The following is a 26,929-nucleotide window of genomic DNA, read 5'->3' as shown; positions in this document are numbered from 1 at the left end:
ACACACGATATGGTGAAGGGGTGTTTTTTTATGTTTTGGTCAAAATGGATGATGTTATTACTTCTTTTCATTACAACAGGTCAGTCTACTACTTTTACATTTCCAGATCGTCCGCTCGTTCAAGATATCATGGTTGAAAAAGAGGAGACGAAGATTTTCTTATTGCGTGATGATGTAAAAGAAGCAAAAGAAATGATTAAAAAAAAGTATCCAACCCTACGTATAAGAACAACATTTCAAACTGCTTTTTCGGGTTTATCTATTAAAGGAACGAATAGAGAATTAAACAAGGTAGCGCAGGAACCATTTGTTCAAAGTACTCATGCTCTTTCTGAATATAAAGTAACAATGAATGAAAGTGTTCCTTTTATCGGAAGTGAGCAAGTTCGAGGGCTTTTTGATGAGCATCATCACCGATTAACGGGTGAGGGAGTAAAAGTAGGGGTGATTGATACAGGGGTTGATTTTACTCATCCTGATTTGAGGCGCAATTACATAGGTGGCTATGATGTTATTGATAAAGACTATAAGCCAATGGAAACGCTGAAAGGAGAAGGCGATCCTACCATCCATGGCACACATGTAGCGGGTGTCATTGCCGCAAACGGTAAAATGAGAGGTGTAGCGCCGGAAGCTGAAATTTATGCGTATCGAGCGCTTGGTCCAGGAGGAGTAGGAACATCGGAAAGTGTCATTTTAGCAGTAGAGAAAGCCATTCAAGATGGAGTGGATGTGATTAATTTATCACTTGGTAATGAAGTGAATGGTCCCGATTTACCTACAAGTCTTGCATTAAATAAGGCAACAGAAAAAGGAATTGTCACCGTTACTTCAAGTGGAAACTCCGGTCCAGATTTATGGACAGTAGGATCACCAGGTACAGCATCAAAAGCCATTTCAGTAGGAGCGTCACTTCCACCTGTTAAACTTCCCTATCTTCAGCTAGGCTTTGATAATAAAAAGATAGAAGTGAACCCTCTTCAAGGCTCAATTCCGTGGGCATTTACTAGAGGGTATGAGGTGATAGATGGAGGAATAGGGGAGGAAAGTGACTTAACAAGTGCATTAGGCAAGGTTGTCTTAGTTGAAAGAGGGGAGCTTTCCTTTACACAAAAAGCACGAAATGCTGAAAAAGCAGGAGCGATTGCGTTAATCATTGGAAACAATTTAAAAGGAAGCTTTTTAGGTGCTTTAGAACAAGAGGTAGGAATTCCAGTTGTATCAATAAGTAAAGAAAATGCCATCAAATTAAAAGAGGGAGTCCAGTCAAACGTCCTTTTATATACACGCTATGCAGTGATTCAGGATTTTTTGGCTTCGTTTAGCTCAAAAGGTCCTGTTACCTCAACTTGGGATATTAAGCCAGATATCGTTGCACCTGGTTATAGCATTGATAGTACCGTTCCAGGTGGGTATGTTTCCATGCATGGAACAAGTATGGCAGCGCCGCATGTAGCTGGAGCTTGTGCACTGTTATTGCAAGCGCATCCTGAATGGTCACCTGAACAAGTGAAAGCAGCTCTTATGAATACGGCGAAACCACTATTTAAGTCTAATGGAAAGAGATATGCTCCTTATGAACAAGGAACTGGCAGGATACAAGTGGATAAAGCCATCCAATCATCATCACTTATTTATCCAAGTACATTATCTTATCGAGTCCATAAGAAAGATAAGCCGCTTCAACTCGTTAAACAAGTCGTTACGATTGATAATCAATCTTCAACAAAACAAATGTATAAAATCGAATCCCCTCATTATGAGCCAGGCTTAACGTGGAAATTCCCGCTTTCCTTTGTAGTGGGGCCAAAAGAGAAAAAACAAATTGAGATTGGTTTAGAAGTAGATGCAAGAAAGTGGAGAGCGGGCATGCATGATGGAGTGCTTCGTATACAGTCCAATAAAGAGGTCGTTGAAATTCCATATCTATTTATTATAGAGGAACCAGATTATCCAAGAGTCATGGGTTTTCAATTTGTTCCAGGTGATAAAAAAGGAGAATATATCTATGAATTATTTTTACCAGAAGGAGCAGATGAAGTAGGGATTGCGCTTTATCATCCAGATACGTTAAGGTTTGTTACGTACCTAGGTGTTGAGGAAAATGTCGAAAGAGGAACAGTACGTCGCACTGTTCAAATCGGTAATACAATTCCACGTGGAATGTACAAAGCAATTGTGTTTGCGAAAAAGAATGGTCATGAAGATACACTTGATGTTACAATTGAAATGCAATAAATAGGAGTTGTCCTATAAGTGGTTAAGACGAGAAAAAAGAATGTTTTTATGCAACATTCCTTGCCCACCTGTTGATATAACTGGATTTTAATGGTGAGGAGTGTTGCTTGCTGTGTTAAATAACATACTATTTGCTTTTCTTGATACACTTTTTTGTTTATGGTATGACAATTTTGTGAACGATGCTTGACAGTTTGTGAAGTTTTTGGCTTAAAGACATTGACATTAAATAGTAGCTATTGTATGCTTACAGGGGACATAAATGGTAAGGTTTTCAATGTTGGAAAATCAACGTTTTTGCCATAATTTTTCGACAATATCTTACACTTTTTTAGCAATATTTTCACATTGTATATACATATAATGTAACGAAGAAAGTATTTCGAAAATATGGAATTTTTGCTAAAAAAGGAGTGGGTAAAATGAGTCGAAAACAACGTCACCCTTTACAAGCAATGGCGCTTATGACAGCCATTCTTTCGCAATTAGCGGGGTCAGTCTTAATAGGGCTATTTTTAGGCAAATGGCTCGATGAAAGATTTGTAACCGAACCACTTTTTTTAATTGTCGGCCTTCTTTTAGGGCTTGCAACAGGTGTTTATGCCATGTTGCGATCAGTCCGTCATTTTTTCTCAGGAGAATAGTATCCTATGCAAGAGCTGCATCAAATGTTTCCACGACTTCGTTCATACATTTTCTACTTACTAGCTTTATATGTGTTGGGCTGGGGATTTACAAGCTATCAGTCTGTCTTTTTAGGCTTAATTTTAGGGACAGTGCTCAGTTTGTACAGTCTGTGGGTGCTAGTAAGAAGGTCAAAGCAATTTGGACAAGCCGTAGAAGAGGGGCGGAGACCCCGATCAGTAGGAACGTTTGCACGATTTGCTTCAGCTGCATTAGCTGTCATTATTGCAATGCGTTATCCAACTGAGTTCCATATAGTTAGTGTTGTTTTGGGATTAATGACATCCTATCTTGTCATAATCATAGATTTAGTTGTCCAAAATTTACGTAAGAGATGGGAAGAGAGGTGAAAACAGTTGGGTCACGAATCGCCAACTACGGAGTTTTTAGGTCTTACCTTTAACTTAAGTAACGTCTTAATGATTACAGTAGCTTCTGCCATCGTATTTTTTATTGCTGTCTTAGCCACTCGTTCTTTAGCTATGAAGCCAACAGGTATTCAAAACTTCATGGAGTGGATTGTTGATTTTGTGAAAAACATCATTAACAGCACGATGGATTGGAAAACAGGTGGAAGATTCTTAACACTTGGAATGACTTTATTAATGTATATTTTTGTTTCAAATATGTTAGGTTTACCATTTGCAGTCATTGTTGACCATAATCTATGGTGGAAATCACCGACTGCCGACCCAGCGATTACTTTAACATTGGCAGCCATGGTAGTTGTATTATCACATTACTATGGAATTAAGATGAAAGGTTTCGCAGAATACGGCAAAGATTACTTTAGACCAATGCCTTTCTTATTCCCACTTAAGATTATTGAAGAGTTTGCGAACACATTAACGCTTGGTCTTCGTCTTTTCGGGAATATCTACGCTGGTGAGATTTTATTAGGTCTACTAGCAGGTATGGCAGCAACTGGCTTTATGGGCGTGTTAGGAGCAGCAGTTCCAACGCTTATATGGCAAGGATTTAGTATTTTTGTAGGTTCAATTCAAGCATTTATCTTTACAATGTTAACAATGGTTTATTTGGCACACAAAGTGAGTCAGGACCATTAATTTATAAAACTTTTTGTTCAAATACCCATTTTGGACAATTTGAAACTTTGTTGAAAAAATTCTACATACATTAAGGGAGGACTTTATACAATGGGTTTATTAGCAGCTGCAATCGCAATTGGTTTAGCCGCACTAGGTGCAGGTATTGGTAACGGTTTAATCGTATCTAAAACTGTAGAAGGTATCGCTCGTCAACCAGAAGCACGTGGTACTTTAACTACAACTATGTTCATCGGGGTAGCATTAGTAGAGGCGATTCCTATCATCGCTGTAGTTATCGCGTTCATGGTACAAGGTCAATAATAGCAATTTAACAACGTTCAAAAATGGCGAAGATCATTCGAAAAGAACCTTCGCCATTGCTTTATGTCTTTAATTTAAAGAACAAAAATTTGTCTTACATTCACATATGTTGAATCTCTGAAGGGAGTGAACATGGTCGTGTCAAATATGTTTGTAGTAGGAGCTGCGGGTCTAAATACGGGAGATATCCTTTTCCAATTAGTCATGTTCCTTATCTTATTAGTATTACTTCGTAAATTTGCATGGGGTCCATTAATGGGCATCATGAAAGAGCGTGAAGACCATATCGCGAATGAGATTGCTTCAGCAGAAAAGCAAAATGCAGAAGCGAAAAAGCTGATGGAAGAACAACAGCAAGCGATAAAAGAAGCGCGTCAAGAAGTACAAGCTTTAATGGAAAGCGCAAGAAAGTCTGCAGAAGACAAAAAAGAAGAAATCATGGTTACAGCTCGTGCTGAAGCTAATCGTCTGAAAGAAGCAGCAAAGAAAGAAATCGAGCAAGAGAAAGAGCAAGCTGTTGCAGCTTTACGTGAGCAAGTAGCGTCATTATCTGTTCTTATCGCTTCTAAAGTAATTGAAAAAGAACTTTCTGAACAAGACCAAGAAAAGTTAATCAATGAGTACATTCAAGAAGTAGGGGACGCGCGATGAGCAACGAATTAGTCGCAAAACGCTACGCACTCGCTCTTTTTCAATTAGCAAACGAACAGAACATGGTCGATCAAATTGAAGATCAGTTGCTTGTTGTTAAACAAGTGTTTCTAGAAAACAAAGACTTATTGGAGTTATTAATGCATCCAAAAGTTGAGTTAGAAACAAAAAAGCAAATGGTAAGTTCTGCTTTTTCAGGATTAGTACCATTTGTACAAAATACACTCTTCTTACTATTAGAGCGTCATCGTGTTAATAGTACAGTAGATGTAATCAATGAATATGTCACACTAGCGAACGAAGCACGTGGAATTGCTCAAGCAACAGTGTATTCTGTAAAGCCTTTAAGTGAAGATGAAGAAAAGGCGTTATCAGAAGCATTTGCAAGCAAAGTTGGCAAGCAATCATTACGTATTTCGAATGTTGTAGATAAAAGTTTAATTGGTGGCGTGAAGCTTCGAATCGGTAATCGTATTTATGATGGTAGTGTCCACGGTAAACTAGAGCGTATCCATCGTGAGCTTCTAGCGAACAGATCGTAGATAGGGGTGAAATGCATGAGCATCAAAGCTGAAGAAATTAGTGCGCTTATAAAAAAGCAAATTGAAAACTATCAGTCTGAAATTAAAGTGAGTGATGTAGGTACAGTTATTCAAGTTGGTGACGGTATCGCACGTGCTCATGGCCTCGACAATGTCATGGCTGGAGAACTTGTTGAATTCTCAAACGGTGTCATGGGTATGGCACAAAACCTTGAAGAAAATAACGTAGGTATCATTATCCTTGGTCCTTATACAGGCATTCGTGAAGGTGACGAAGTGCGTCGTACGGGTCGTATCATGGAGGTACCAGTTGGTGAAGCGTTAATCGGTCGTGTTGTTAACTCATTAGGTCAACCAGTAGACGGTTTAGGCCCAATTGAAACAACAAAAACACGTCCAATTGAAAGCCCAGCACCAGGTGTAATGGATCGTAAGTCTGTACATGAGCCATTACAAACAGGTATTAAAGCGATTGACGCGCTTGTGCCAATCGGTCGTGGTCAACGTGAGTTAATCATCGGTGACCGCCAAACAGGTAAAACATCGGTTGCAATTGATTCAATTCTTAACCAAAAAGGTCAAGATATGATTTGTATCTATGTAGCAATCGGACAAAAAGAATCAACGGTGCGTAACGTAGTAGAAACACTTCGTAACCACGGTGCATTAGATTACACAATCGTAGTAACAGCATCAGCTTCTCAACCAGCTCCATTATTATTCTTAGCACCTTATGCAGGGGTAACAATGGGTGAAGAGTTCATGTATAACGGCAAGCACGTTCTTGTTGTATACGATGACTTAACGAAGCAAGCAGCGGCTTACCGTGAGCTTTCATTATTACTACGTCGTCCTCCAGGTCGTGAAGCATATCCTGGTGACGTATTCTACTTGCATTCTCGTTTACTTGAGCGTGCTGCAAAATTATCAGATGCAAAAGGTGCAGGTTCTTTAACAGCACTTCCATTTATCGAAACACAAGCAGGTGACGTATCTGCTTATATCCCAACAAACGTAATTTCAATTACAGACGGACAGATTTTCTTACAATCTGACTTATTCTTCTCGGGTGTACGTCCAGCGATTAACGCGGGTCTTTCAGTATCACGTGTAGGTGGTTCAGCGCAAATTAAAGCGATGAAGAAGGTATCAGGTACACTTCGTTTAGACTTAGCTTCTTATCGTGAGCTTGAGGCATTCGCTCAGTTTGGTTCTGACTTAGACCAAGCAACACAAGCGAAGCTTAACCGTGGTGCACGTACAGTAGAAGTGTTAAAACAAGGCTTACACAAGCCACTTGCTGTTGAAAAGCAAGTAGCGATTCTTTATGCGTTAACACGTGGACATTTAGACGATGTTCCTGTAACTGACATTAACCGTTTTGAGGACGAGTACTTAACATGGTTAGATTCAAACCGTAAAGAGCTACTTGAAACAATCCGCACGACTGGTGGTTTACCAGAAGATGCTGATTTCGAAGCAGCAATTGCGGCATTTAAGAAAACGTTCGTTCCATCAGAATAATAAATAATGATGAAGGTGAACATCATACTGTTCGTTTTTGTTCACCTTCAATTACCATGTGATCTTCTGAAAAAGGTGGTGAAACCTTTGGCATCATTACGTGATATAAAAACAAGAATCACATCGACAAAAAAAACAAGCCAGATTACAAAAGCAATGGAGATGGTTTCAGCTGCCAAGCTTAATCGAGCAGAGCAAAATGCGAAATCATTTGTTCCGTATATGGATAAAATCCAAGAGGTTGTAGCAAGCATTGCAGTCGGTAGTAAAGATGCTTCTCATCCGATGCTAGTGTCACGAACAGTGAAAAAAACAGGTTATCTTGTTATTACATCTGATCGTGGTTTAGCTGGTGCTTACAACAGTAACGTATTACGTACGGTTTATCAAACAATCCAAAAGCGTCACAAGTCAACAGATGAATATGCAATCATTGCAATTGGTCGTGTAGGCCGTGACTTCTTTAAAAAACGTCAAATACCGGTATTTCTAGAGATTACTGGTTTATCTGACCAACCATCATTTGCCGATATTCAAGGGATTACATCTCAAACGGTTAATATGTTTGGAGATGGAACGTTTGATGAGCTTTACATGTTCTACAACCACTTTGTAAGTGCAATTTCACAAGAAGTAACGGAGAAGAAGCTATTACCATTAACAGATATTGCTTCTTCAACAAAGCTTATGTCGTATGAATTCGAACCTTCTCAAGAAGAAATTCTTGAGGTTTTATTACCACAGTATGCAGAAAGTTTAATTTACGGCGCGTTACTTGATGGTAAAGCAAGTGAACATGCTGCTCGTATGACAGCGATGAAAAGTGCAACAGATAATGCAAAAGAACTTATTAATTCACTTACTCTATCTTATAACCGAGCTCGTCAAGCAGCGATTACCCAAGAGATCACAGAGATCGTTGGCGGTGCAGCTGCATTAGAATAGAACAGTTTTTGGTTTCATATCATAGAGAAGCAAGTTAGGAGGGAACACGATGGCAAAAGGACGCGTTACTCAAATCATGGGTCCTGTTGTAGACGTAAAGTTTGACAGCGGACACCTTCCTGAAATTTATAACGCCCTTAAAATTTCTCATAAAGCGAACAATGAAAATGAAGCAGGCATCGAATTAACACTTGAGGTGGCGCTTCACTTAGGTGATGACACAGTTCGTACAGTAGCAATGTCTTCTACTGACGGATTAGTTCGTGGTTTAGAAGTAGAAGATACTGGTGCACCAATTTCTGTTCCTGTTGGTGACATAACTTTAGGACGCGTATTCAATGTACTTGGTGAAAACATCGATTTAGATGCACCAATTGAAGCAGGTGCTCGTCGTGATCCAATTCACCGTCAAGCTCCGAAGTTTGAAGAATTATCAACTCAAGCAGAAATTCTTGAGACAGGTATCAAAGTAGTAGATTTACTTGCTCCTTATATCAAGGGTGGAAAAATCGGTCTATTTGGTGGTGCCGGTGTAGGTAAGACAGTATTAATTCAGGAGTTAATCAACAACATCGCTCAAGAGCATGGTGGTATCTCGGTATTCGCAGGTGTTGGTGAGCGTACTCGTGAAGGTAATGACCTTTATCATGAAATGACTGATTCAGGCGTTATTAAGAAAACAGCGATGGTATTCGGTCAGATGAATGAGCCACCTGGAGCACGTCAACGTGTTGCATTAACTGGTTTAACAATGGCAGAATACTTCCGTGATGAGCAAGGTCAAGACGTATTATTCTTTATTGACAACATCTTCCGTTTCACGCAAGCTGGTTCTGAGGTATCGGCATTACTTGGTCGTATGCCATCAGCCGTAGGTTATCAGCCAACATTAGCAACAGAGATGGGTCAATTACAAGAGCGTATCACGTCAACAAGCGTAGGTTCTGTAACATCGATTCAAGCGATTTACGTACCAGCCGATGACTACACGGATCCAGCTCCTGCAACAACTTTCGCTCACTTAGATGCAACAACAAACCTTGAGCGTAAGCTTTCAGAGATGGGTATCTACCCAGCCGTGGATCCTTTAGCATCAACTTCTCGTGCGTTATCACCTGAAATCGTTGGTGAAGAGCACTATGCTGTGGCTCGTCAAGTACAGCAAACATTACAACGTTACAAAGAGTTACAAGATATTATCGCGATCTTAGGTATGGACGAGCTTTCTGAAGAAGACAAGCTTGTTGTACAACGTGCACGTCGCGTTCAATTCTTCTTATCTCAAAACTTCCACGTTGCTGAGCAGTTTACAGGTCAACCAGGATCTTATGTACCTGTAAAAGAAACGGTTCGTGGATTCAAGGAAATCCTTGAAGGCAAGTATGATCATTTACCAGAAGATGCATTCCGTCTTGTAGGACGCATCGAAGAGGTAATTGAGAATGCGAAGCGTATGGGAGTAGAAGTTTAATTTAGGGACATAGGAGGTTTTTTAAATGAAGACAATCCATGTCAGTGTAGTCACTCCTGATGGCCCGGTTTATGAATCAGATGTGGAAATGGTGAGCACGAAAGCTCAAAGTGGTGAGTTAGGTGTTTTACCAGGTCACATCCCAATGGTTGCTCCTTTACAAATTGGAGCTGTCCGCTTGAAGAAAGGAAGCAGCACAGAACTTGTGGCTGTTAGTGGAGGCTTTCTTGAAGTAAGACCTGACAAAGTGACAATTTTAGCACAGACTGCTGAAAAAGCTGAAGATATTGATTTTGTTCGTGCTGAAGAAGCGAAGAACCGAGCAGAATCAAGATTAAACAGTAAACAAGATGACGTTGACTTCAAACGTGCAGAACTTGCGCTTAAGCGTGCAATTAACCGTATTGAAGTAACACAACGTAAAATGTAATGTAAACCCTTGGAGGTATTCTTGCCTTCAAGGGTTTATTTTTTATGTTTATTTTAAATAAGATTCATCAGCTTAACTTACATCCTTTTTATAAAAAATATTTCTTATAAATGTTTGTCTACATTCATGATGGGTATAAAATAAGCAAACAATAAAGAAACTTATACATAAGGAGTGATGATAAAATGCTATGGACAATTATTGGAGTTTTATTATTAGCATGGTTATTAGGTGTCGTGTTTGATGTAGGAAGCTTAATTCATGCATTACTGGTGATTGCGCTGATCGTGCTAGTTGTCAAATTAATTAAGCGTGCTTGACGAAATAACCGCTCTTTTTCGAAAGAGCGGTTATTTTTTTATGGCTTATTTACTACATATAGTAGAGAAAGAGTGATAACCATGATTTGTATCGACACTATTAAATAGATTTGCTATAATGATAGCGATTACATTTAGAAAAATCAGAAAATAAACAAAGGGGTGTGTAGGTGGACTTCCAAAATGTTTATGTGAATAACTACGTTATTGTTTTGGTTTTTTTATTAATTGGTATGTTACTTCCCGTTGTCGCATTGACACTCGGAAAATGGTTGCGACCACATGCACCAACCAAGGAAAAACAAACAACATATGAAAGTGGTATTGAACCGTTTCACGATGCAAGAATTCAATTTAACGTAAGGTATTATATCTTTGCGTTATTATTTGTAATCTTTGATGTCGAAGCGGTTTTTTTATACCCGTGGGCAGTTGCTTATAATGAGCTTGGTTTATTCGCATTAATTGAAATGCTCATTTTTGTTGCGATGTTATTAATCGGTCTTTTATATGCTTGGAAGAAGAAGGTGTTGAAATGGAATTAAATATTGAAAATATCTCTAAAGAAGAATTAGAAGAGATGCGTCGAAATATCTTTTTAACTACTCTTGAGCAGTTAAAAGCGTGGGCAAGAAGTAATTCGTTATGGCCTCTTACATTCGGACTTGCTTGTTGTGCGATTGAAATGATGGGAGTTGGCTCTTCTCATTACGATTTAGATCGGTTTGGCTCCTTTTTTCGGACATCTCCTCGTCAGTCTGATGTGATGATTATTTCAGGAACAGTGACTAAAAAGATGGCTCCTGTTGTACAAAGACTGTATGATCAAATGCCTGAACCAAAGTGGGTCATTGCAATGGGCTCTTGTGCGACAGCAGGAGGACCGTATGTGAAGTCATACGCTGTTGTAAAAGGTGTCGATCAAATCATTCCTGTGGATGTCTATATTCCTGGCTGTCCTCCTAACCCAGCAGCTTTAATTTATGGAATCAATAAATTAAAAGAAAAAATAAGATATGAAGCAAAGACCGGAAAGCGAGTGATGTAGTCGATGAGTCGAGACCAGTCGCTAGAGGAACGAAAGAAGGAAGAAGCTCAAAAAGCAAAGGAAGACGTGTTAAAAAAGTCCACTGAAAGCAAGAAAGAAACAGAAGTGGCGTTAGAGTCAGGTTTAGAGCTTGCCAAGAAAAAGGCGGCCGCAGCGGCAAAAGCGAAGGCAGCGGCGCAAGCAAAACAAAAGCGAGAAGAGACAGGCGAAGAAGACCTAGAGCTTGCCAAGAAAAAGGCGGCCGCAGCGGCAAAAGCAAAGGCAGCAGCGCAAGCAAAACAAAAGCGAGAAGAGACAGGCGAAGAAGACCTAGAGCTTGCCAAGAAAAAGGCGGCCGCAGCGGCAAAAGCGAAGGCAGCAGCGCAAGCAAAACAAAAGCGAGAAGAGACAGGCGAAGAAGACCTAGAGCTCGCGAAGAAAAAGGCGGCCGCAGCGGCAAAAGCAAAGGCAGCAGCGCAAGCAAAACAAAAGCGAGAAGAGACAGGCGAAGAAGACCTAGAGCTTGCCAAGAAAAAGGCGGCCGCAGCGGCAAAAGCAAAGGCAGCGGCGCAAGCAAAACAAAAGCGAGAAGAGACAGGCGAAGAAGACCTAGAGCTTGCCAAGAAAAAGGCGGCCGCAGCGGCAAAAGCGAAGGCAGCAGCGCAAGCAAAACAAAAGCGAGAAGAGACAGACGAAGAAGACCTAGAGCTCGCGAAGAAAAAGGCGGCTGCAGCGGCAAAAGCAAAAGCGCTCGCCATAGAAAAAGCTAAGTCGGCTAATATGAATGACGTCGATCATCCACCTCAACCAGAAGAAATTCCATCTCCTAATCAACCATTTCTAGATCAATATGTGAGTGTCATTCGAAAGCATTTAAACGATGACGCTATCCATGACTACTATATTAATCGTCTCTCAAAACACGTACCCACCTTAGTTGCTAACGATGATACATACTTCCAAGTCGCACAGTTGTTGAAAAACAATGAGGAACTTGCATTTGATTATTTATCGGAACTGCATGGAACAGATTTTCAAACTCACTTTGAACTATATGTTCATTTGTTTTCATCTAAACATAAACAATCGGTTGCCTTAAAGGTAAAAGTGAATCGAGAGCAACCAGTAATTGATTCTCTACAGCCTCTATGGAATGGTGCAGATTGGCCAGAGCGTGAGGCGTTTGATTTATTAGGTATACAATTTACCGGCCATCCTAATTTAAAGCGAATTATGTTAACGGATGATTGGGTTGGCTATCCATTACGCAAAGACTACGAAGCTTACGATGTGGAGGTGTAACGGTTGATTCGTACAGAAGAAATGCTATTAAACGTTGGCCCTCAACATCCAAGCACACACGGTGTATTTCGTCTTGTTTTAAAAATCGATGGAGAGATCATTACAGAAGCGACACCCGTGATTGGCTACCTACATCGAGGTACGGAGAAGCTTGCCGAAGACCTACAATATACACAAATCATTCCATACACAGACCGTATGGATTACTTATCAGCGATGACTAATAACTATGTTCTCTGTCATGCCGTTGAAACAATGATGGAGATTGAATTGCCCGAACGAGCAGAGTATTTACGAGTGCTCGTGATGGAGTTAGGACGAGTTGCGAGTCACCTTGTTTGGTGGGGGACGTATTTACTTGATATTGGAGCAGTTAGTCCTTTTTTATACGCTTTTCGTGAGCGTGAGATGATTATTAACTTATTAAATGAGTTATCAGGTGCAAGATTAACCTTTAATTATATGCGAATTGGGGGTGTTAAATGGGATGCACCAGATGGTTGGGTTGAGAAAGTAGAAGAATTCATTCCTTACATGAGAGAACAATTAAAAGGCTATCATGACCTTGTATCAGGGAATGAAATCTTTTTAAACCGAGTAAAAGGAATTGGTATTTATTCAAAAGAAGAAGCGTTGCAGTATTCGTTAAGCGGAGCGAATCTACGATGTACCGGCGTGAAATGGGATCTTCGTGTAGATGAACCCTATTCCATTTATAACCGTTTTCACTTTGATATCCCCGTTCGAGAAAAGGGAGATGCATTTGCAAGATATGAGTGTCGTTTAGAGGAAATTGAAGAGTCACTTAAGATTATTGAGCAGGCAGTCGAACAAATGCCGAGGCAAGGAGATATCATGGCGAAAGTGCCCAAGATTATTAAACCACCAAAAGGGGAAGCGTTCGTTCGAATTGAATCGCCTCGAGGGGAGATTGGCTGTTACATTGCAAGTGAGGGGAAAAAAGAGCCGTATCGACTAAAATTTCGTAGACCGTCTTTTTATAACTTACAAATTCTACCTAAGTTATTGAAAGGAGAGAACATCGCAAACCTTATTACGATCTTAGGCGCTATTGACATTGTATTAGGGGAGGTAGACGGTTAATGATTGAAAGCTTGTTACAATCATCTCCTAGTTGGACACAGTTCTTTTTGTTTTTTGGATTAGCAGCTTGTTTTCTCTTTGTAGTTTTAGGCTTTGTCACATATGGGATTTTAGCAGAGCGAAAAGTGATGGGATTTATGCAGGGGAGGTACGGTCCGAACCAAGTAGGTGGCAGGTGGGGGTTGCTTCAAACCGTAGCGGATGTGTTAAAGCTACTCATAAAAGAAGACACCATCCCAAAACTAGCCGATCGTCCGTTGTTTATTTTAGCACCCGTATTAGCGTTTGCTCCTGCTTTTATGGTGTTAGCGACCATTCCTTTTACAGATAAACTCCAGTTTGCTGATATTGGTATTGGTTTGCTCTATTATATCGCGATTTCAGGCCTGTCAACGGTTGGAATTGTAGCAGGAGCTTGGGCTTCCAATAATAAGTATGCATTACTAGGAGGAATGCGTGCAGCTGCACAAATGATTTCCTATGAAGTGCCCCTTGTAATGTCGATCGTGGGAGTAGTGCTGTTGACCGGTAGCTTAAATCTAAATGAGATTGTGCATGCTCAAAAAGACGTATGGTATATCTTTGTTCAACCTGTGGGCTTCATAGTATTCTTCATTGCATCAGTAGCGGAATTAAATCGAACTCCTTTTGACTTACCTGAAGCAGAGTCGGAGCTAGTTGCAGGCTTTCATGTTGAATATTCTGGTTTTCGATGGGCCTTCTTTATGCTCGCCGAGTACGTGTATTTTTTTGCAATGGCCTCTTTAACAACCGTTTTGTTTTTAGGAGGGTGGCAACCCGTTTTATTTTTAGACTTTATTCCAGCGGCGGCTTGGTTCGCTTTAAAGTTCATTATGGTTGTGTTTGTTCTTATTTGGTTTCGCGTGTCATTTCCACGTGTACGTGCCGATCAGCTGATGGAATTTGGATGGAAAGTATTGCTTCCTGTCGCATTAGCGAATATTTTTATCACGGCTCTCATTAAGGAATTATTCTTTTCGTAATAAAAAAGAAAAGGAAAGGGTGACGGCTATGTTTGGTTTAGCAAAAGGGTTAGCTTATACATTGAAGAATTTAACGAAGAAAAAAGTCACATACGACTATCCTAACGAACCTTTGCCACTTCCAGATCGCTTTCGAGGTATTCAAAAGTTTTACCCCGAAAAATGCATTGTATGTAATCAATGCGCGAATATTTGTCCAACTGACTGTATTCAGTTAACAGGTAAAAAACATCCTGACCCAACAAAAAAAGGAAAAATTATTGATACGTATGATATAAACTTTGAGATTTGTATTTTATGTGATTTATGTACAGAAGTCTGTCCGACAGAAGCGATTGTCATGACGAGTAATTTTGAGTTAGCAGAGTATAGCCGTGATGCGCTATTTAAAGATATGAAGTGGCTTGATGAAAACAATCAACATGTAAGAGAGGAGAACAAGGCATGATGTTCTCTGGTGAATACATCATCTTTTTATGTCTTGCACTCGTCGCTCTCGCTGGAGGCATTTTGATGCTAAGCCTTTCAAAAGTTGTCCACATGGTCGTAGCGCTCGTTTTTACCTTTGTTAGTATTGCAGGATTGTATGTGTTGTTATCAGCAGAATTTGTCGCTGCTGTCCAAATCTTGATTTATTCAGGTGCAATTACCATTATTATGTTATTTGGCATCATGCTAACGAAACACAATGATCAAACCTTTCCTCATATAAAAAGATGGAAAAAGCTACTGATCTTACTCTCGATTTTTTTATTCGCCGCTGTTACCTTTCGTTCAATTAGTGCCGTGCCATTTGATGGGCAAGCGACGGGGTTGCATGAAGAAAACACAAAGCAAATTGGAATAGAACTCTACTCAACGTTTATCATCCCGTTTGAACTAACGTCTGTCTTATTACTTGTGGCGTTAATTGGGGCCATCATTTTAGCGAAGAAAGATGATGAGGAGGCGAATGAAAGTGAGCAATAGTCCATTATCATCCTATCTTGTATTAGCTCTCATTTTATTTTGCATCGGTTTGTACGGTGCACTTACGAAGCGAAATGCGGTCATTGTGTTGATTTGTATTGAACTGATGTTAAATGCTGTGAACATTAATTTAGTGGCATTTAGTAAGTATGGAATGGGTGCGAACCTTACCGGGCAAATCTTTTCCTTGTTTACAATTACCGTTGCAGCAGCAGAGGCAGCGGTCGGACTAGCAATTTTAATTGCGCTTTATCGCAACAAAAAAACAGTCAATGTAGATGAGATGGATACACTAAAACACTAGATTTCGTGTTTTGCTTAATTAAAGGGGGGACAAAAAGATGATGGAGAATGCATGGCTTATACCACTCTTTCCACTTGTCTCGTTTATTTTGCTTTTACTTATAGGTAAGAAATTAAAAGAGCGATGTGCTTACGTAGGAATTCTGTTAACATTTATTTCGCTTATCTTTTCAGTCATGGTACTCATTGACCGTTTATATATGTCCACATTTAAAGTAGAAAGAACATGGCTCACGATTGGAGAGTTTTCCATTCAAGTAGGTTTTGAAGTAACACCGTTAAATGCGTTAATGCTTGTCATTGTATCAACGGTTAGCTTGCTTGTACATATGTACTCAAAAGCATATATGAAAGGTGAAAAGCGCTTCTCTGTCTTTTATGCTTATCTAGGATTCTTTACATTTGCGATGTTAAGCCTTGTGTTATCGACGAATTTATTACAACTCTATGTGTTTTGGGAATTAGTAGGGGTAGGATCGTTTTTATTAATTGGTTTCTACTATCATAAAGAGGAAGCGAAAGAAGCGGCTAAAAAAGCATTTATTATGACGCGTATTGGCGATATCGGCCTTTTTATGGGAATCATTCTATTATTCTGGGAGGTTGGAAGCTTTAATTATGACGAGATTTTTGCTGCAGTGAGTGCTGGAACAATCTCTCCGACAATGATTACACTAACAAGTCTTTTACTGTTTGTTGGTGCTATTGGAAAATCAGGTCAATTTCCCCTTCATTCCTGGCTACCAGATGCTATGGAAGGTCCTACACCAGTATCAGCCCTCATTCATGCGGCAACGATGGTAGCAGCAGGCGTGTATTTAGTAGCCACAATGTTTCCTTTATTTTCAGCAAGCTCTTTTGCTTTAACAGTTGTTGCTACGGTCGGTGGATTCACGGCCTTGTTTGCGGCTTCTATCGCGCTCGCTCAAACAGATATAAAGAGAATTCTAGCTTATTCAACGGTAAGTCAACTTGGATATATGATGCTAGCTTTAGGATCAGCAGGTTATGTTGCAGGTGTATTTCATTTAATGACCCATGCATTTTTCAAAGCGCTTCTGTTCTTAGCAGCAGGCAGCGTCATTCATACGATTCATATTCAAGATGTTCAAAAGCTAGGTGGCTTATGGAAAACCATGAAAATGACTGGAGTTTTCTTTTTGATTGGAACATTAGCCATTAGCGGTGTGCCATTATTATCTGGTTTTTTTAGTAAAGAAGAAATATTGATTGCAACGTGGAATGATGGACGATATGTGTTGTTTATCGTGGCGCTTTTGACCGCTTTTTTAACCGCATTTTATATGTTTCGTCTATTCTTTCTCATTTTTGCAGGAGAAAAGCAACCTCAAAGTCACAAGACGACTCCATCTTCGTTATTTATGACGGTTCCGATGGGAGTGTTAGCGTTTCTAGCTGTGTGCAGTGGGTATGTGAACACCCATTGGTTTGGCACATTTTTAGGAGACTGGTTAACAGCGGATCAGCAGTGGTTAGACGCTTCACATACTGAAGCCCCTTTATGGATTATGCTTGTAACGGTCTTGTTATCATCTTTAGGAATAGGTTTAGCGTACCTCATGTATAAAAGGCAGACAGTATCTAAAAGCTGGGGAAGTCAATCTTTCCCTACAATGACTCGTATACTCCTTCATCACTATTACGTGGATGAGTTTTATAAAGCAACGTTTATAAAAAGTGGCAAGGTGATTAGCCTTACTTTTTACTATATTGAAAAGTTTGTAGTTCAAGGGTTGATAAGCTTTATTGTCGGTCTGATTGCTATCGCTAGTCAAACAGGGGCTCGTGTTCAAAATGGTCAAGTTCAGCGTTATGGATTAGTAGCATTTGTAGGATTGGCTTTCTTCATCTTGTTGCTTGTCGTAAAGGGGGGGATATAGGGTGATGCATTCCTTTTTACTTACATTTCTTATTTTTTCCCCGTTCATTGGCTTACTCTTTCTTCTTTTTATAAAAAAAGACAAAGAGAAATTAATAAAATGGGTAGGTGCGTTATCAACACTTCTTCCTCTTTCAGTTGCATGGCTCATTTATATACAAGTGAAGACTGGGCGAGCGTATGATTCTTTTCTACAGCAGTATGAATGGTTTCGGTTTGGTTATACAGAGAGTCCAACAGACTTATTTTCTATTCAATACGAAGTTGGGATAGATGGGTTTTCATTACTGCTTTTATTATTAACGACCACAATCTCAACACTAGCAGCGTTTGGATCTTTTTCAATTAAAAGTGGGTTAAAAGGATATTATGCATTGTTTCTTTTGTTGGAAGTAGGAATGCTTGGAGTGTTTGTAGCTCAAAATTTAATTTTATTTTTCATCTTTTTTGAGCTTACACTCATCCCGATGTTTTTTCTCATTGGCAAATGGGGGGGATTTGATCGGGAGAAAGCAGCGTACACATTTCTCCTTTATAACGGGATTGGTTCTGCGATTTTATTAGTTGTCATTATGACGCTATTTGCAAAGACAGGAACATCCAATATCGCTTTTTTAACCGATCTATTAGCAAACAATGAATTAAAGATCTTTACAAATCAAGAAAAGTGGGGGCTATTTCTTGGGTTACTAATTGCTTTTGCTGTTAAATTACCTGTTTTTCCGCTTCACACATGGATGGTACGTGTTCATGTGCAGGCACCGCCTTCCATTGTTATGCTCCATGCAGGCATTCTGTTGAAAATTGGTGCGTTTGGTTTGATTCGTTTTGGCATAGGAATGTTCCCTAGAGAGTTTTCCTCACTTTCGATGTTGATTGTGATTCTTGGGATCATTAACTTACTATACGGTGCGTTTCTAGCTTGGCGGCAAGATGACTTACGTAAAGTTCTCGCTTATTCAAGTGTATCGCATATGGGCATTGTGTTAATGGGGCTGGGAGCTTTAAATCATGCAGGCGTACAAGGAGCGATTTTTCAAGTTATCTCTCATGGCTTCATTTCGGCGCTGTTATTCTTCCTCGTTAATGCCTTATTAGAACGTTTCAATACGTCTATGATTTCGAAATTAGGTGGATTGGCGAACACAGCCCCCATTTTATCAGGTGTGTTATTAACAGGAGCTATGGCATCATTAGGTCTGCCTGGTTTATCAGGATTTATTAGCGAGTTTATGACGTTCTTAGGTGTTTTTAATACATTTCCTTGGCTCGGAGCATTGGGAACGTTAGGTATTATTATGACCGCGGTGTATATGCTAAAAGCGGTGTTAAATATGACGTTTGGTAAGCAATCAGAACACCACGTTAGCAAACATGATTTGTATAAAGGAGAAATCGCGATTGTATCTCTTTTCCTGCTTTTTATTCTCCTGATTGGTGTGTATCCGGATGTGTTAACAAATATGATTGAGCCATCTTTACAGATGATTGTTGAAGGGTTAGGAGGTGAATGAGATGGATATGGAAGCATTGTTAAGTTATCGTTGGGGAGCGATGTTGCCGGAATTTATCATTTTAGTAGTTGCTACATTTTTATCCCTTCTTGATTTATTCGCTCGTAAGACATGGAATCGAAAGTGGTTTGGGTATATAGGGGTTGTTGGTATTTTATTAGCAATGATTTCTCTTCTCCTTTTACTAAATGAACCACCCGTCAGCATACTAGAAGATACCTTTCGATTAGATGGATTTGCAAAAGCATTTAAGCTCCTTTTATTAGGAGGGGCGGCGTGTGTGATGGTATTAGCGTCCTCCTATGAACCAAAAGAGGGGCTAACATATAGAGGCGAGTTTTATTATCTGTTGTTAACCGCTCTATTAGGGGCCATGTTTATGACATCGAGTGGAGACTTAATTACTTTGTTTGTAGGACTTGAGCTATTATCTCTTTCATCGTATATCTTAGCAGGTATACGTAAACAGCAGCTTTCATCTAATGAAGCAGCGATGAAGTATGTGATTAATGGAGGGATTGCGACAGCGATTACATTGTTTGGAATGAGCTATGTATATGGATTAACCGGCTCGACAAACTTATTAGAAATTGCCTCTCAGGTTACATTTTTAAACGGACGTGCTTATGAGGGAATGTTATCACTGGCTTTTTTAATGATGCTCGTTGGCTTGTCTTTTAAAGTAGCGACCGTTCCTTTTCATATGTGGGCTCCAGATGTATACGAAGGGTCTCCGATTCCTGTTACGGCTTTCTTAAGCGTCATTTCTAAGATTGCAGGCTTTGCTCTTCTTATTCGTCTCTTTTTCACCATTTTTGCCAATGCCCCTGCAAAAGAAATGACAACATCCATTTTAGAATCCATGCAAGGTTATATTGGATTAATAGCGGGTGCTACAATGATTATCGGTAATCTTGTGGCGCTTCAACAACAAAACATTAAACGATTGTTCGCTTATTCTAGTGTGGCACATGCAGGATATTTATTTGTCGCATTGGCTGCTTTGTCGCCGTTTATGTTCGATGCGATTTGGTTTTATTTTCTAGCCTACATTTTCATGAACCTTGGAGCATTTGCTGTTATCCAGCTTGTCACGATTGCGAGTGATAGCGCGAAAATAACTACTTTTTCAGGATTGTACAAACGATCGCCATTTTTAGCGATAAGTATGGCTATTTTCCTCCTTTCATTAGCAGGAATTCCAGGAACGGCTGGCTTTATTGGAAAGCTTAACATCTTTGTTGGTGCACTATCCGTTTCATCTACTCATTATGTATTAGTCAGTATTATGATTGTGACCACCGTCATTTCCTACTATTATTACTTTACTCTTTTTGTTCATATGTTTTTCCGACCTTCTTATGAAAGTGCGCAAATAAAGAAACCAAATGGGTTGTTGGTGTCAATTGGATTGTGTGCATGCTTTACAATCATTTTAGGGATTGTTCCAAACATTGCATATACATTCTTCTTTGAACAGTTTAGTGGCTTTACAGACTTTTTCTCTTGAAATGTAATTTACGGGGACGAGGGAGTTGTGATTTAATAAGTGTATTAGCAATAGAAAATGAGTCGTTATATTTATAAAAAGGATTGGCAAGGTAAAAACTTGCCAATCCTTTATCTATGAGGGTACACTTTATAATTGTGAAGGGGTGTTAAATGAGATGTTGTTACCAGGAGCAGGTTCGCAAGCTTTATTGGGGATTATTTCTCACTTGTTCTTTATCGTCATTACTTGGTATGCTTTACAGGGGTTTCAGATAGAGAAGATGATGAAACCAAATCGTGTGATGCAAGGGCGATTAATGATGATTTTGTTAACAATTGCAATTGGATCAGCGGTTAGTAATTTCTTTTTAGATTACTTATTTTGGTCACAGCGCCTTTCTTCATTATTTTAATGAACCATTCTTTTTAACGATGATTGTGAATGATTGAGCTTATGAAAATTGTCACCTCTCTGTCTAAATGTGACGACCTTTTTCATGTATGTCACTCTTTATTTTGGCAAAAATGAAGATAAGGAGAGGGAGTGACGGGGTGAATAAAAAAATTAGTGTCTTTTTAGCTATTTTCATTATAGCTGCATTCATATATCATGGAAATTATGTGAGTCAAGCTGAAGAGAACCAATCAACCATTGTAAAATTGGCTCAAGTATTGCAACAACAAAATGTTAAAGTTGATGAATGGTCTTTATATGCAAGGGAAGAAATTTTAACAATTGACAACATGAATGCATTTAATCGCAAATTAAATGCATTAAAAATTGAATTTAATAGTTTCAATTGGGAGTTAAAGAGGGAAAGAGAAGTGTGGAAAGCAGTTGGTGTGAATGTAACGGGCTCAATTACAGAGAAAATTACATTTGCCTATACACCCACAAAAAAGATTCAGCATGCGTATATACTATATCATGTGACGGGAACAGATTGGAGTAATCAAAGCTGGAATTCTTATGAAGAAATCTTTCAAGTAAGCTATCATAAACTTTTTCTATCAAATCCCATAATTTTCTCTTGTATGCAAGGGCAATTAAGTGATAAGATGAAAAGTGTTTTGTCTTTGACAACTGATAAATTATTGAAAGCTTTTCATGCTACACCGGTTGAATCGATTACCGAAGAGTCATTCGTATCAGTGTCGGCATATACTGAATTGTGGGAAGAAGCAATTCCAACAAAAGGACAACAAATGAATTTACAGATAGCACTACGAGAGACAGGATTGGGCGGTCAAACAACCCTAGTTGTTGGCACACCAATCATCACGTCTGAATATTAATATATAGAAAATGGACGCGGAGGGGAATACCTTGGAAAAAATCATCGTCCGCGGCGGAAAAAGGTTAAACGGTACTGTGAAAGCAGAAGGTGCTAAAAATGCCGTATTACCTATTATCGCTGCAACTTTATTAGCTAGTGATGGAAAAACAGTTCTAAATGATGTACCAGCTCTCTCCGATGTATTTACGATTAGCGAAGTTTTACGTCATCTTAATGCAGAAGTAGACTTTGGGACAAATCGTGTTGTTGTAGATGCATCGAGAGAATTAAAGACAGATGCACCGTTTGAATATGTAAGAAAAATGCGCGCATCCGTACTTGTTATGGGCCCACTATTAGGTCGTACAGGTAAAGCACGCGTTGCATTACCAGGTGGCTGTGCAATCGGTTCAAGACCAATTGATCAGCACCTTAAAGGCTTTGAAGCTATGGGAGTAAAAGTTAAAGTAGGAAACGGGTTTATTGATGCTGAAGTAGAAGATAAATTACGTGGAGCTAAGATTTATTTAGACTTCCCAAGTGTTGGTGCAACAGAAAATATTATGATGGCAGCAGCGTTAGCTGAAGGTACAACAATCATTGAGAATGTTGCAAAAGAACCAGAGATTGTTGATTTAGCGAACTTCCTAAATGCAATGGGAGGTAAAGTTCGTGGTGCTGGTACAGGTACAATCCGCATTGAGGGAGTTAAAAAATTATATGGTGCAAACCATACAATTATTCCAGACCGTATTGAAGCAGGAACATTTATGGTAGCTGCTGCAATTACAGGTGGAAATGTTCTCGTGCGTGGTGCTGTAATGGAGCACTTAAGCTCACTTGTAGCGAAAATGGAAGAGATGGGTGTTAAAATCAGCGAAGAAGAAGATGGTTTGCGTGTAATCGGCCCTGAAAAGTTAAAAGCGGTTGATATTAAAACAATGCCACACCCTGGGTTCCCAACTGATATGCAGTCACAAATGATGTCACTACTGTTAGCAGCTCAAGGTACAAGTATGATTACGGAAACGGTATTTGAAAACCGTTTTATGCACGTAGAAGAATTCCGTCGCATGAATGCGGATATTAAAATTGAAGGGCGCTCAGTTATTATCAATGGTCCTTCTAAACTTCAAGGTGCAGAAGTGGCAGCAACAGACCTTCGTGCAGCAGCAGCTTTAACATTAGCTGGCTTAGTAGCAGATGGGTATACACGCGTAACGGAATTAAAACACTTAGATCGCGGTTATGTAGATTTCCACAATAAGCTACAAGCGCTAGGTGCAGATATTGAACGTGTAAATGAAGAAGCAACTGAAACAGGTGAAGTAAAGCAAGTATCTTCTGATATTAGCTAATTCTTCTTCAAACTTCTGAGAACCATTTTATATGAAAACGGTGTGAACGAAAGATAACATGTTTCATGCTTTTTACGAAAATAGCCAATCACTTGACCTCTTTGGGTTAGGTGGTTGGCTATTTTAATAGGCTCTTTTTAGGAGTGACTTGTATAAATGATGATCTTCCCCATTTAAGTCATAAAAGGTTGTCCATCTCCATACAAATGTTATGAAGATAGTTCTTATCCTACACAGGCAATGGAGGTTCAATATTGATGAAGCATATAAAACCAGTAGTCCTACTAGTCTCGGTCTTCTTTTTTATTGTTTTGATGATCCCTACGCTTCTCGTTGTTTCATTTGGAGATAAAACAGACGGTAAGCTGACAGAAAAAAAAACATCTGAAAGTCAAAAGGTAGAAATGAAACAAACAAACTTAGGTCCGCAAATAGAAGTGGCTGTATATAGAATGAGCACAAAGAAAGTAGCGACATTACCATTAGAAGAATACGTTGTAGGGGTGGTCGCTTCAGAAATGCCCGCAGATTTTGAAGTAGAAGCACTAAAAGCTCAAAGTTTAGCGGCACGTACGTATATCGTCCAAAAAATGCTAAGTGGTAATATTGGAAAAAAGCTACCAGGAGGAGCGCATGTATCCGATACAGTAACACATCAAGTATATAAAAGTGCAGATGAATTAAAAGTACAATGGCAAGGTGACTATAATTGGAAGATGGAGAAAGTAAGAAAAGCGGTACAAGAAACAGCAGGACAAATTTTAACTTTTGAAAATCAACCGATTAGTGCCCAATTCTTTTCAACAAGTAACGGATACACTGAAAATTCGGAAGAGTATTGGTCGAATCCTTTTCCTTACCTTCAGAGTGTAGAAAGCCCATGGGATAAAGAAGCACCAAGTTTTACAGATCAAAAAGTAGTTTCAGTCAAAGAATTTGAGCAACAATTAGGAATAAAGATACCAACAGATGGTTCGTTAGGCAAGGTAGTCGCTCGAACAACTGGTAAACGAATTGCTTCTATTGAAATTGGTGGAAAAACGTTAACAGGTAAAGAAGTTCGTGAAAAGCTTGATTTGCGTTCTGCAGACTTCAATTGGGCGAAAAAAGGGAATCAAATTGTCATTACAACAAAAGGGTCTGGACATGGTGTAGGAATGAGTCAATATGGTGCAAACGGAATGGCAGTAGAAGGGAAGTCATACAAACAAATTGTTGAGTATTACTATAAAGGAGTAAGTATTGCTCTTCCAGATCAATACGTTTCAAAATTAACAGCTAAACAATAGAAAATGGGAAGATGGTCAAATGAACGAAACGTCTCCTTTTGACTACATCACACAACATCCCTTGCTCATGATATCCAACATTAATGGATAAATGAGCAAGGGATGTTCACGTTAAGTCATTCTTTTCTTCCGCTCTCTTCTAAAAGATGATTGTGTTAGATGGTTTTCTTACAAGTTAACCGCTACTTGTTTACAAACAACAGCTTTTACTTATGCTTCATAGTAGTTGAGGCCACTCCTTTTTTGACTATTCTTGTATAAGAAAAATGCGATTTTGATTTCCTCGTATAATTTTGCAAACATTGTCGAACAATAATCGAAAAAACTTTTTTTGATGTGTATATATTTACTAAATTCTGTTCACAATGATTGCAGAGGTGATAATAAATGAGAGAAGAAGAAAAGAATCGCATTTCTCAATCTTCAAAATTACAAAAGCTTTTAAGAAAACGTTGGGTATTTCCTGCAATTTATTTGATGAGTGCAGCAATCATTCTTACAGCAGTCCTTTGGTTTCAAGCAAATGGCCCAGACAATGCACAAGACAAACAGAATGATGTATCAGAAGGTACAGCTTATGACCCAACTGAAGATGCAGTTGAAGTAAACAGTGCAATGGAAAATTTAGCAATGCCTGTACTAGAAGAAGTAGAAACAGTAATTCAAAAGTCTTTTTATGATGACCAAGCTTCAAAAGAAGAGCAAGAAGCAGCGCTTGTATTCTACAACAATACGTATCATCCAAACACAGGAATTGATATTACTGCAAAAGATGGCAGTTCATTTGATGTAGTAGCTGCAGCAAGTGGTACTGTGACAAATAACGAAAAAGATCCTTTACTTGGTTATGTTGTCGAAGTAGAGCATGCCGATGGTGTCGTAACGAACTATCAATCATTAGAAAATGTTAGTGTTGAAGTTGGCGATACTGTTAAGCAAGGACAAGTGATTGGAAAAGCAGGTCAAAATATTTATAATCAAGAAGCAAAAACACACGTACACTTTGAAGTACGAAAAGATGGCGTGGCTGTTAACCCTAATAGCTATTTTGGAAAAACATTATCAACCATTAAAGTAGAAGCTGACACAACAGCTTCAGAAGAAGAGAAGGAAGATGGTGCATCTGAATCTGAATCAACAGATAAGGACGAGCAGTCTGAAACCGAAGAATCTTCTGATGAAGAAAAAGGTGAATCAGATGTGAAAGAAGAAGACTCTAGCACATCTTTTAATAAAACAGCCTAAATAAAAAAAGTAGAAGTTGAGATTTCTCAACTTCTACTTTTTTTATTTACTCATCAGTTAATCGGTTATCCTATAAGCGAAAAGACTCATATTAGGATTATATGAGAACAAGTATTGACGAATGAGGGAAAAAATGTAATATTTTACTTATTAGAATATTCTTGAAATTAATCGTAGGTTAAGTCAATCGTTGGTTTATTAGAACAAATTTGATAACGCTTACAGAGAGGGGGGGAGGCGGAATGGTTATTTTGGCTTTACTAGTTATCATTACAGTTATAAGCATTGTCATTGCTTTAAGAAAGCAGAAACCGTTCTTTTTTGCCGTTCCGTTTTTAAGTTTATTGATTTATTTTGTCGTTGAAATCGCATTAGTTCCAGCGCCCTTTTTTGAAACGGTCAAATTTATTTTTAGCTTGCACTAACATTATTTTTCTCCATGAGTCTAGTCACCTCGTTTTGTACCTTACAACAAGACTTCCGTTCTACTCTTACACAATTAGTCCTATCAACACTTCTTTGTCTTTTATCTTCGAATGAATGTACCTGTTTCCTTTAACTCTCACTTTGAAAGGATGTGATACATGTATCAATTGATGTTCAAAAAGATTGATGAAATGTGAAAAGCTTTCAATACTTTTGGGGGTGGAGAGATTGAAAAAAATTGATAAAAAAATAGCGGATTCCTACTTTCGTGAGCGAACAAGGCTCATTGCAATTTGCTTAGTGATTTGGTTTGTGGTGTCCTTTGGTGTTGTGTTATTTGCAGAATCCTTAATGTTTACATTCTTAGGCTTCCCGTTTCACTATTTTATGGGAGCATTAGGATCTATTTTAGTGTTCATTCTTTTACTGTTTGTGAATGCGAAAGTGAGTGACTCCATTGATCGTAAATATGGCATTGATGAAGCGAAAAACAAACAATTATCGGAAGGAAAAGTGTTTGATCACTAAGGGAAGAAAATCAGGGG

Annotated in this window: 30 protein-coding genes; all 30 read left to right on the top strand. The window is 39.0% G+C overall.

The features are described 5' to 3' along the window. Nucleotides 1-30 precede the first annotated feature (30 nt). The gene (locus JOC83_RS14340) at nucleotides 31-2,238 is read left to right on the top strand and encodes a S8 family serine peptidase (protein WP_205188072.1); all 2,208 of its coding nucleotides are present in this window, start codon (nucleotides 31-33) and stop codon (nucleotides 2,236-2,238) included. Nucleotides 2,239-2,660: 422 nt separating this feature from the next. Further along, nucleotides 2,661-2,882 carry an AtpZ/AtpI family protein gene (locus tag JOC83_RS14335; protein WP_205188071.1) on the top strand — a complete coding sequence of 74 codons (222 nt, stop codon included), beginning with the start codon at nucleotides 2,661-2,663 and terminating at the stop codon, nucleotides 2,880-2,882. Nucleotides 2,883-2,888: 6 nt separating this feature from the next. Next, nucleotides 2,889-3,272, top strand: a complete 384-nt coding sequence (locus JOC83_RS14330; protein WP_205188070.1) for an ATP synthase subunit I — start codon at nucleotides 2,889-2,891, stop codon at nucleotides 3,270-3,272. Nucleotides 3,273-3,278: 6 nt separating this feature from the next. Beyond that, nucleotides 3,279-3,989, top strand: coding sequence for a F0F1 ATP synthase subunit A (gene atpB, locus JOC83_RS14325; RefSeq protein ID WP_205188069.1), 711 nt, complete (start codon nucleotides 3,279-3,281; stop codon nucleotides 3,987-3,989). Nucleotides 3,990-4,079: 90 nt separating this feature from the next. Then, nucleotides 4,080-4,292 (top strand): F0F1 ATP synthase subunit C, encoded by a 213-nt coding sequence (gene atpE / locus JOC83_RS14320; RefSeq protein WP_025908757.1) that lies wholly within the window; start codon nucleotides 4,080-4,082, stop codon nucleotides 4,290-4,292. Nucleotides 4,293-4,424: 132 nt separating this feature from the next. Further along, nucleotides 4,425-4,943 carry a F0F1 ATP synthase subunit B gene (locus tag JOC83_RS14315; protein WP_205188068.1) on the top strand — a complete coding sequence of 173 codons (519 nt, stop codon included), beginning with the start codon at nucleotides 4,425-4,427 and terminating at the stop codon, nucleotides 4,941-4,943. Then, complete coding sequence (locus JOC83_RS14310) at nucleotides 4,940-5,485, top strand: F0F1 ATP synthase subunit delta (protein ID WP_205188067.1); 546 nt, start codon at nucleotides 4,940-4,942, stop codon at nucleotides 5,483-5,485. The genes JOC83_RS14315 and JOC83_RS14310 overlap by 4 nt, the downstream gene beginning before the upstream one ends. 15 nt (nucleotides 5,486-5,500) lie before the next feature. After that, nucleotides 5,501-7,009: a F0F1 ATP synthase subunit alpha gene (gene atpA / locus JOC83_RS14305; RefSeq protein ID WP_205188066.1), complete on the top strand. Its 1,509-nt coding sequence runs from the start codon at nucleotides 5,501-5,503 to the stop codon at nucleotides 7,007-7,009. 87 nt (nucleotides 7,010-7,096) lie between these two features. Continuing rightward, complete coding sequence (locus tag JOC83_RS14300; RefSeq protein WP_205188065.1) at nucleotides 7,097-7,954, top strand: F0F1 ATP synthase subunit gamma; 858 nt, start codon at nucleotides 7,097-7,099, stop codon at nucleotides 7,952-7,954. 49 nt (nucleotides 7,955-8,003) lie between these two features. Next, nucleotides 8,004-9,425 carry a F0F1 ATP synthase subunit beta gene (atpD, locus tag JOC83_RS14295; RefSeq protein WP_205188064.1) on the top strand — a complete coding sequence of 474 codons (1,422 nt, stop codon included), beginning with the start codon at nucleotides 8,004-8,006 and terminating at the stop codon, nucleotides 9,423-9,425. A 25-nt stretch (nucleotides 9,426-9,450) separates the two neighbouring features. Then, a complete protein-coding gene (locus tag JOC83_RS14290; RefSeq protein WP_205188063.1) occupies nucleotides 9,451-9,855 on the top strand; it encodes a F0F1 ATP synthase subunit epsilon in 405 nt (134 codons plus the stop codon). A 185-nt stretch (nucleotides 9,856-10,040) separates the two neighbouring features. Continuing rightward, nucleotides 10,041-10,175 (top strand): lmo0937 family membrane protein, encoded by a 135-nt coding sequence (locus JOC83_RS14285; protein ID WP_110112613.1) that lies wholly within the window; start codon nucleotides 10,041-10,043, stop codon nucleotides 10,173-10,175. Between the two features lie 233 nt (nucleotides 10,176-10,408). Further along, complete coding sequence (locus JOC83_RS14280) at nucleotides 10,409-10,720, top strand: NADH-quinone oxidoreductase subunit A (protein WP_239583559.1); 312 nt, start codon at nucleotides 10,409-10,411, stop codon at nucleotides 10,718-10,720. Continuing rightward, complete coding sequence (locus JOC83_RS14275; RefSeq protein ID WP_205188061.1) at nucleotides 10,711-11,223, top strand: NuoB/complex I 20 kDa subunit family protein; 513 nt, start codon at nucleotides 10,711-10,713, stop codon at nucleotides 11,221-11,223. The genes JOC83_RS14280 and JOC83_RS14275 overlap by 10 nt, the downstream gene beginning before the upstream one ends. Nucleotides 11,224-11,226: 3 nt before the next feature. After that, nucleotides 11,227-12,504 (top strand): NADH-quinone oxidoreductase subunit C, encoded by a 1,278-nt coding sequence (locus JOC83_RS14270; RefSeq protein ID WP_205188060.1) that lies wholly within the window; start codon nucleotides 11,227-11,229, stop codon nucleotides 12,502-12,504. 3 nt (nucleotides 12,505-12,507) lie between these two features. Next, nucleotides 12,508-13,608, top strand: a complete 1,101-nt coding sequence (locus tag JOC83_RS14265) for an NADH-quinone oxidoreductase subunit D (protein ID WP_205188059.1) — start codon at nucleotides 12,508-12,510, stop codon at nucleotides 13,606-13,608. Continuing rightward, a complete protein-coding gene (gene nuoH / locus JOC83_RS14260) occupies nucleotides 13,608-14,612 on the top strand; it encodes an NADH-quinone oxidoreductase subunit NuoH (protein WP_205188058.1) in 1,005 nt (334 codons plus the stop codon). Before JOC83_RS14265 ends, nuoH begins: the two co-directional genes overlap by 1 nt. Before the next feature lie 28 nt (nucleotides 14,613-14,640). Further along, nucleotides 14,641-15,060, top strand: a complete 420-nt coding sequence (nuoI, locus tag JOC83_RS14255; RefSeq protein ID WP_205188057.1) for an NADH-quinone oxidoreductase subunit NuoI — start codon at nucleotides 14,641-14,643, stop codon at nucleotides 15,058-15,060. Continuing rightward, complete coding sequence (locus JOC83_RS14250) at nucleotides 15,057-15,581, top strand: NADH-quinone oxidoreductase subunit J (protein WP_205188056.1); 525 nt, start codon at nucleotides 15,057-15,059, stop codon at nucleotides 15,579-15,581. Before nuoI ends, JOC83_RS14250 begins: the two co-directional genes overlap by 4 nt. Continuing rightward, the gene (gene nuoK, locus JOC83_RS14245) at nucleotides 15,571-15,885 is read left to right on the top strand and encodes an NADH-quinone oxidoreductase subunit NuoK (RefSeq protein ID WP_205188055.1); all 315 of its coding nucleotides are present in this window, start codon (nucleotides 15,571-15,573) and stop codon (nucleotides 15,883-15,885) included. Before JOC83_RS14250 ends, nuoK begins: the two co-directional genes overlap by 11 nt. A gap of 37 nt (nucleotides 15,886-15,922) precedes the next feature. Next, the gene (gene nuoL, locus JOC83_RS14240; RefSeq protein ID WP_205188054.1) at nucleotides 15,923-17,785 is read left to right on the top strand and encodes an NADH-quinone oxidoreductase subunit L; all 1,863 of its coding nucleotides are present in this window, start codon (nucleotides 15,923-15,925) and stop codon (nucleotides 17,783-17,785) included. Nucleotides 17,786-17,789: 4 nt separating this feature from the next. Continuing rightward, entirely contained in the window at nucleotides 17,790-19,298 is a 1,509-nt protein-coding gene (locus JOC83_RS14235) for an NADH-quinone oxidoreductase subunit M (RefSeq protein ID WP_205188237.1), read from the top strand. 1 nt (nucleotide 19,299) lies between these two features. After that, nucleotides 19,300-20,808 carry an NADH-quinone oxidoreductase subunit NuoN gene (gene nuoN / locus JOC83_RS14230; protein ID WP_205188053.1) on the top strand — a complete coding sequence of 503 codons (1,509 nt, stop codon included), beginning with the start codon at nucleotides 19,300-19,302 and terminating at the stop codon, nucleotides 20,806-20,808. Between the two features lie 157 nt (nucleotides 20,809-20,965). Beyond that, a complete protein-coding gene (locus tag JOC83_RS14225) occupies nucleotides 20,966-21,202 on the top strand; it encodes a DUF1146 family protein (RefSeq protein ID WP_378912686.1) in 237 nt (78 codons plus the stop codon). Between the two features lie 139 nt (nucleotides 21,203-21,341). Continuing rightward, the gene (locus JOC83_RS14220) at nucleotides 21,342-22,085 is read left to right on the top strand and encodes a YwmB family TATA-box binding protein (RefSeq protein ID WP_205188052.1); all 744 of its coding nucleotides are present in this window, start codon (nucleotides 21,342-21,344) and stop codon (nucleotides 22,083-22,085) included. Nucleotides 22,086-22,116: 31 nt separating this feature from the next. Then, entirely contained in the window at nucleotides 22,117-23,424 is a 1,308-nt protein-coding gene (gene murA, locus JOC83_RS14215) for a UDP-N-acetylglucosamine 1-carboxyvinyltransferase (protein WP_205188051.1), read from the top strand. Nucleotides 23,425-23,681: 257 nt separating this feature from the next. Next, nucleotides 23,682-24,713: a stage II sporulation protein D gene (gene spoIID, locus JOC83_RS14210; protein ID WP_205188050.1), complete on the top strand. Its 1,032-nt coding sequence runs from the start codon at nucleotides 23,682-23,684 to the stop codon at nucleotides 24,711-24,713. A gap of 387 nt (nucleotides 24,714-25,100) precedes the next feature. Then, nucleotides 25,101-25,958: a stage II sporulation protein SpoIIQ gene (locus JOC83_RS14205; RefSeq protein ID WP_205188049.1), complete on the top strand. Its 858-nt coding sequence runs from the start codon at nucleotides 25,101-25,103 to the stop codon at nucleotides 25,956-25,958. Between the two features lie 242 nt (nucleotides 25,959-26,200). Beyond that, nucleotides 26,201-26,383 (top strand): hypothetical protein, encoded by a 183-nt coding sequence (locus JOC83_RS14200; RefSeq protein WP_205188048.1) that lies wholly within the window; start codon nucleotides 26,201-26,203, stop codon nucleotides 26,381-26,383. Between the two features lie 229 nt (nucleotides 26,384-26,612). Next, a complete protein-coding gene (locus JOC83_RS14195) occupies nucleotides 26,613-26,912 on the top strand; it encodes a DUF4212 domain-containing protein (protein WP_205188047.1) in 300 nt (99 codons plus the stop codon). Nucleotides 26,913-26,929: the final 17 nt, after the last annotated feature.

Origin of the sequence: Priestia iocasae, from assembly GCF_016909075.1 — a bacterium.
GTDB classification, from domain to species: Bacteria; Bacillota; Bacilli; order Bacillales; family Bacillaceae_H; genus Priestia; species Priestia iocasae.
The sequence above is the reverse complement of the archived record's forward strand: the minus strand, read 5'-3'. Positions and strand labels throughout refer to the sequence as shown.

Excerpts from the sequence above, each read along its gene's own strand:
- JOC83_RS14340 (WP_205188072.1), top strand. The coding sequence starts at position 31 with ATGTTTTGGTCAAAATGGATGATGTTATTACTTCTTTTCATTACAACA.
- JOC83_RS14335 (WP_205188071.1), top strand. The coding sequence starts at position 2,661 with ATGAGTCGAAAACAACGTCACCCTTTACAAGCAATGGCGCTTATGACA.
- JOC83_RS14330 (WP_205188070.1), top strand. The coding sequence starts at position 2,889 with ATGCAAGAGCTGCATCAAATGTTTCCACGACTTCGTTCATACATTTTC.
- atpE (WP_025908757.1), top strand. The coding sequence starts at position 4,080 with ATGGGTTTATTAGCAGCTGCAATCGCAATTGGTTTAGCCGCACTAGGT.
- JOC83_RS14315 (WP_205188068.1), top strand. The coding sequence starts at position 4,425 with ATGGTCGTGTCAAATATGTTTGTAGTAGGAGCTGCGGGTCTAAATACG.
- JOC83_RS14310 (WP_205188067.1), top strand. The coding sequence starts at position 4,940 with ATGAGCAACGAATTAGTCGCAAAACGCTACGCACTCGCTCTTTTTCAA.
- atpA (WP_205188066.1), top strand. The coding sequence starts at position 5,501 with ATGAGCATCAAAGCTGAAGAAATTAGTGCGCTTATAAAAAAGCAAATT.
- atpD (WP_205188064.1), top strand. The coding sequence starts at position 8,004 with ATGGCAAAAGGACGCGTTACTCAAATCATGGGTCCTGTTGTAGACGTA.
- JOC83_RS14290 (WP_205188063.1), top strand. The coding sequence starts at position 9,451 with ATGAAGACAATCCATGTCAGTGTAGTCACTCCTGATGGCCCGGTTTAT.
- JOC83_RS14285 (WP_110112613.1), top strand. The coding sequence starts at position 10,041 with ATGCTATGGACAATTATTGGAGTTTTATTATTAGCATGGTTATTAGGT.
- JOC83_RS14280 (WP_239583559.1), top strand. The coding sequence starts at position 10,409 with ATGTTACTTCCCGTTGTCGCATTGACACTCGGAAAATGGTTGCGACCA.
- JOC83_RS14275 (WP_205188061.1), top strand. The coding sequence starts at position 10,711 with ATGGAATTAAATATTGAAAATATCTCTAAAGAAGAATTAGAAGAGATG.
- JOC83_RS14270 (WP_205188060.1), top strand. The coding sequence starts at position 11,227 with ATGAGTCGAGACCAGTCGCTAGAGGAACGAAAGAAGGAAGAAGCTCAA.
- nuoH (WP_205188058.1), top strand. The coding sequence starts at position 13,608 with ATGATTGAAAGCTTGTTACAATCATCTCCTAGTTGGACACAGTTCTTT.
- nuoI (WP_205188057.1), top strand. The coding sequence starts at position 14,641 with ATGTTTGGTTTAGCAAAAGGGTTAGCTTATACATTGAAGAATTTAACG.
- JOC83_RS14250 (WP_205188056.1), top strand. The coding sequence starts at position 15,057 with ATGATGTTCTCTGGTGAATACATCATCTTTTTATGTCTTGCACTCGTC.
- nuoL (WP_205188054.1), top strand. The coding sequence starts at position 15,923 with ATGATGGAGAATGCATGGCTTATACCACTCTTTCCACTTGTCTCGTTT.
- JOC83_RS14235 (WP_205188237.1), top strand. The coding sequence starts at position 17,790 with ATGCATTCCTTTTTACTTACATTTCTTATTTTTTCCCCGTTCATTGGC.
- nuoN (WP_205188053.1), top strand. The coding sequence starts at position 19,300 with ATGGATATGGAAGCATTGTTAAGTTATCGTTGGGGAGCGATGTTGCCG.
- JOC83_RS14225 (WP_378912686.1), top strand. The coding sequence starts at position 20,966 with ATGTTGTTACCAGGAGCAGGTTCGCAAGCTTTATTGGGGATTATTTCT.
- spoIID (WP_205188050.1), top strand. The coding sequence starts at position 23,682 with ATGAAGCATATAAAACCAGTAGTCCTACTAGTCTCGGTCTTCTTTTTT.
- JOC83_RS14205 (WP_205188049.1), top strand. The coding sequence starts at position 25,101 with ATGAGAGAAGAAGAAAAGAATCGCATTTCTCAATCTTCAAAATTACAA.
- JOC83_RS14200 (WP_205188048.1), top strand. The coding sequence starts at position 26,201 with ATGGTTATTTTGGCTTTACTAGTTATCATTACAGTTATAAGCATTGTC.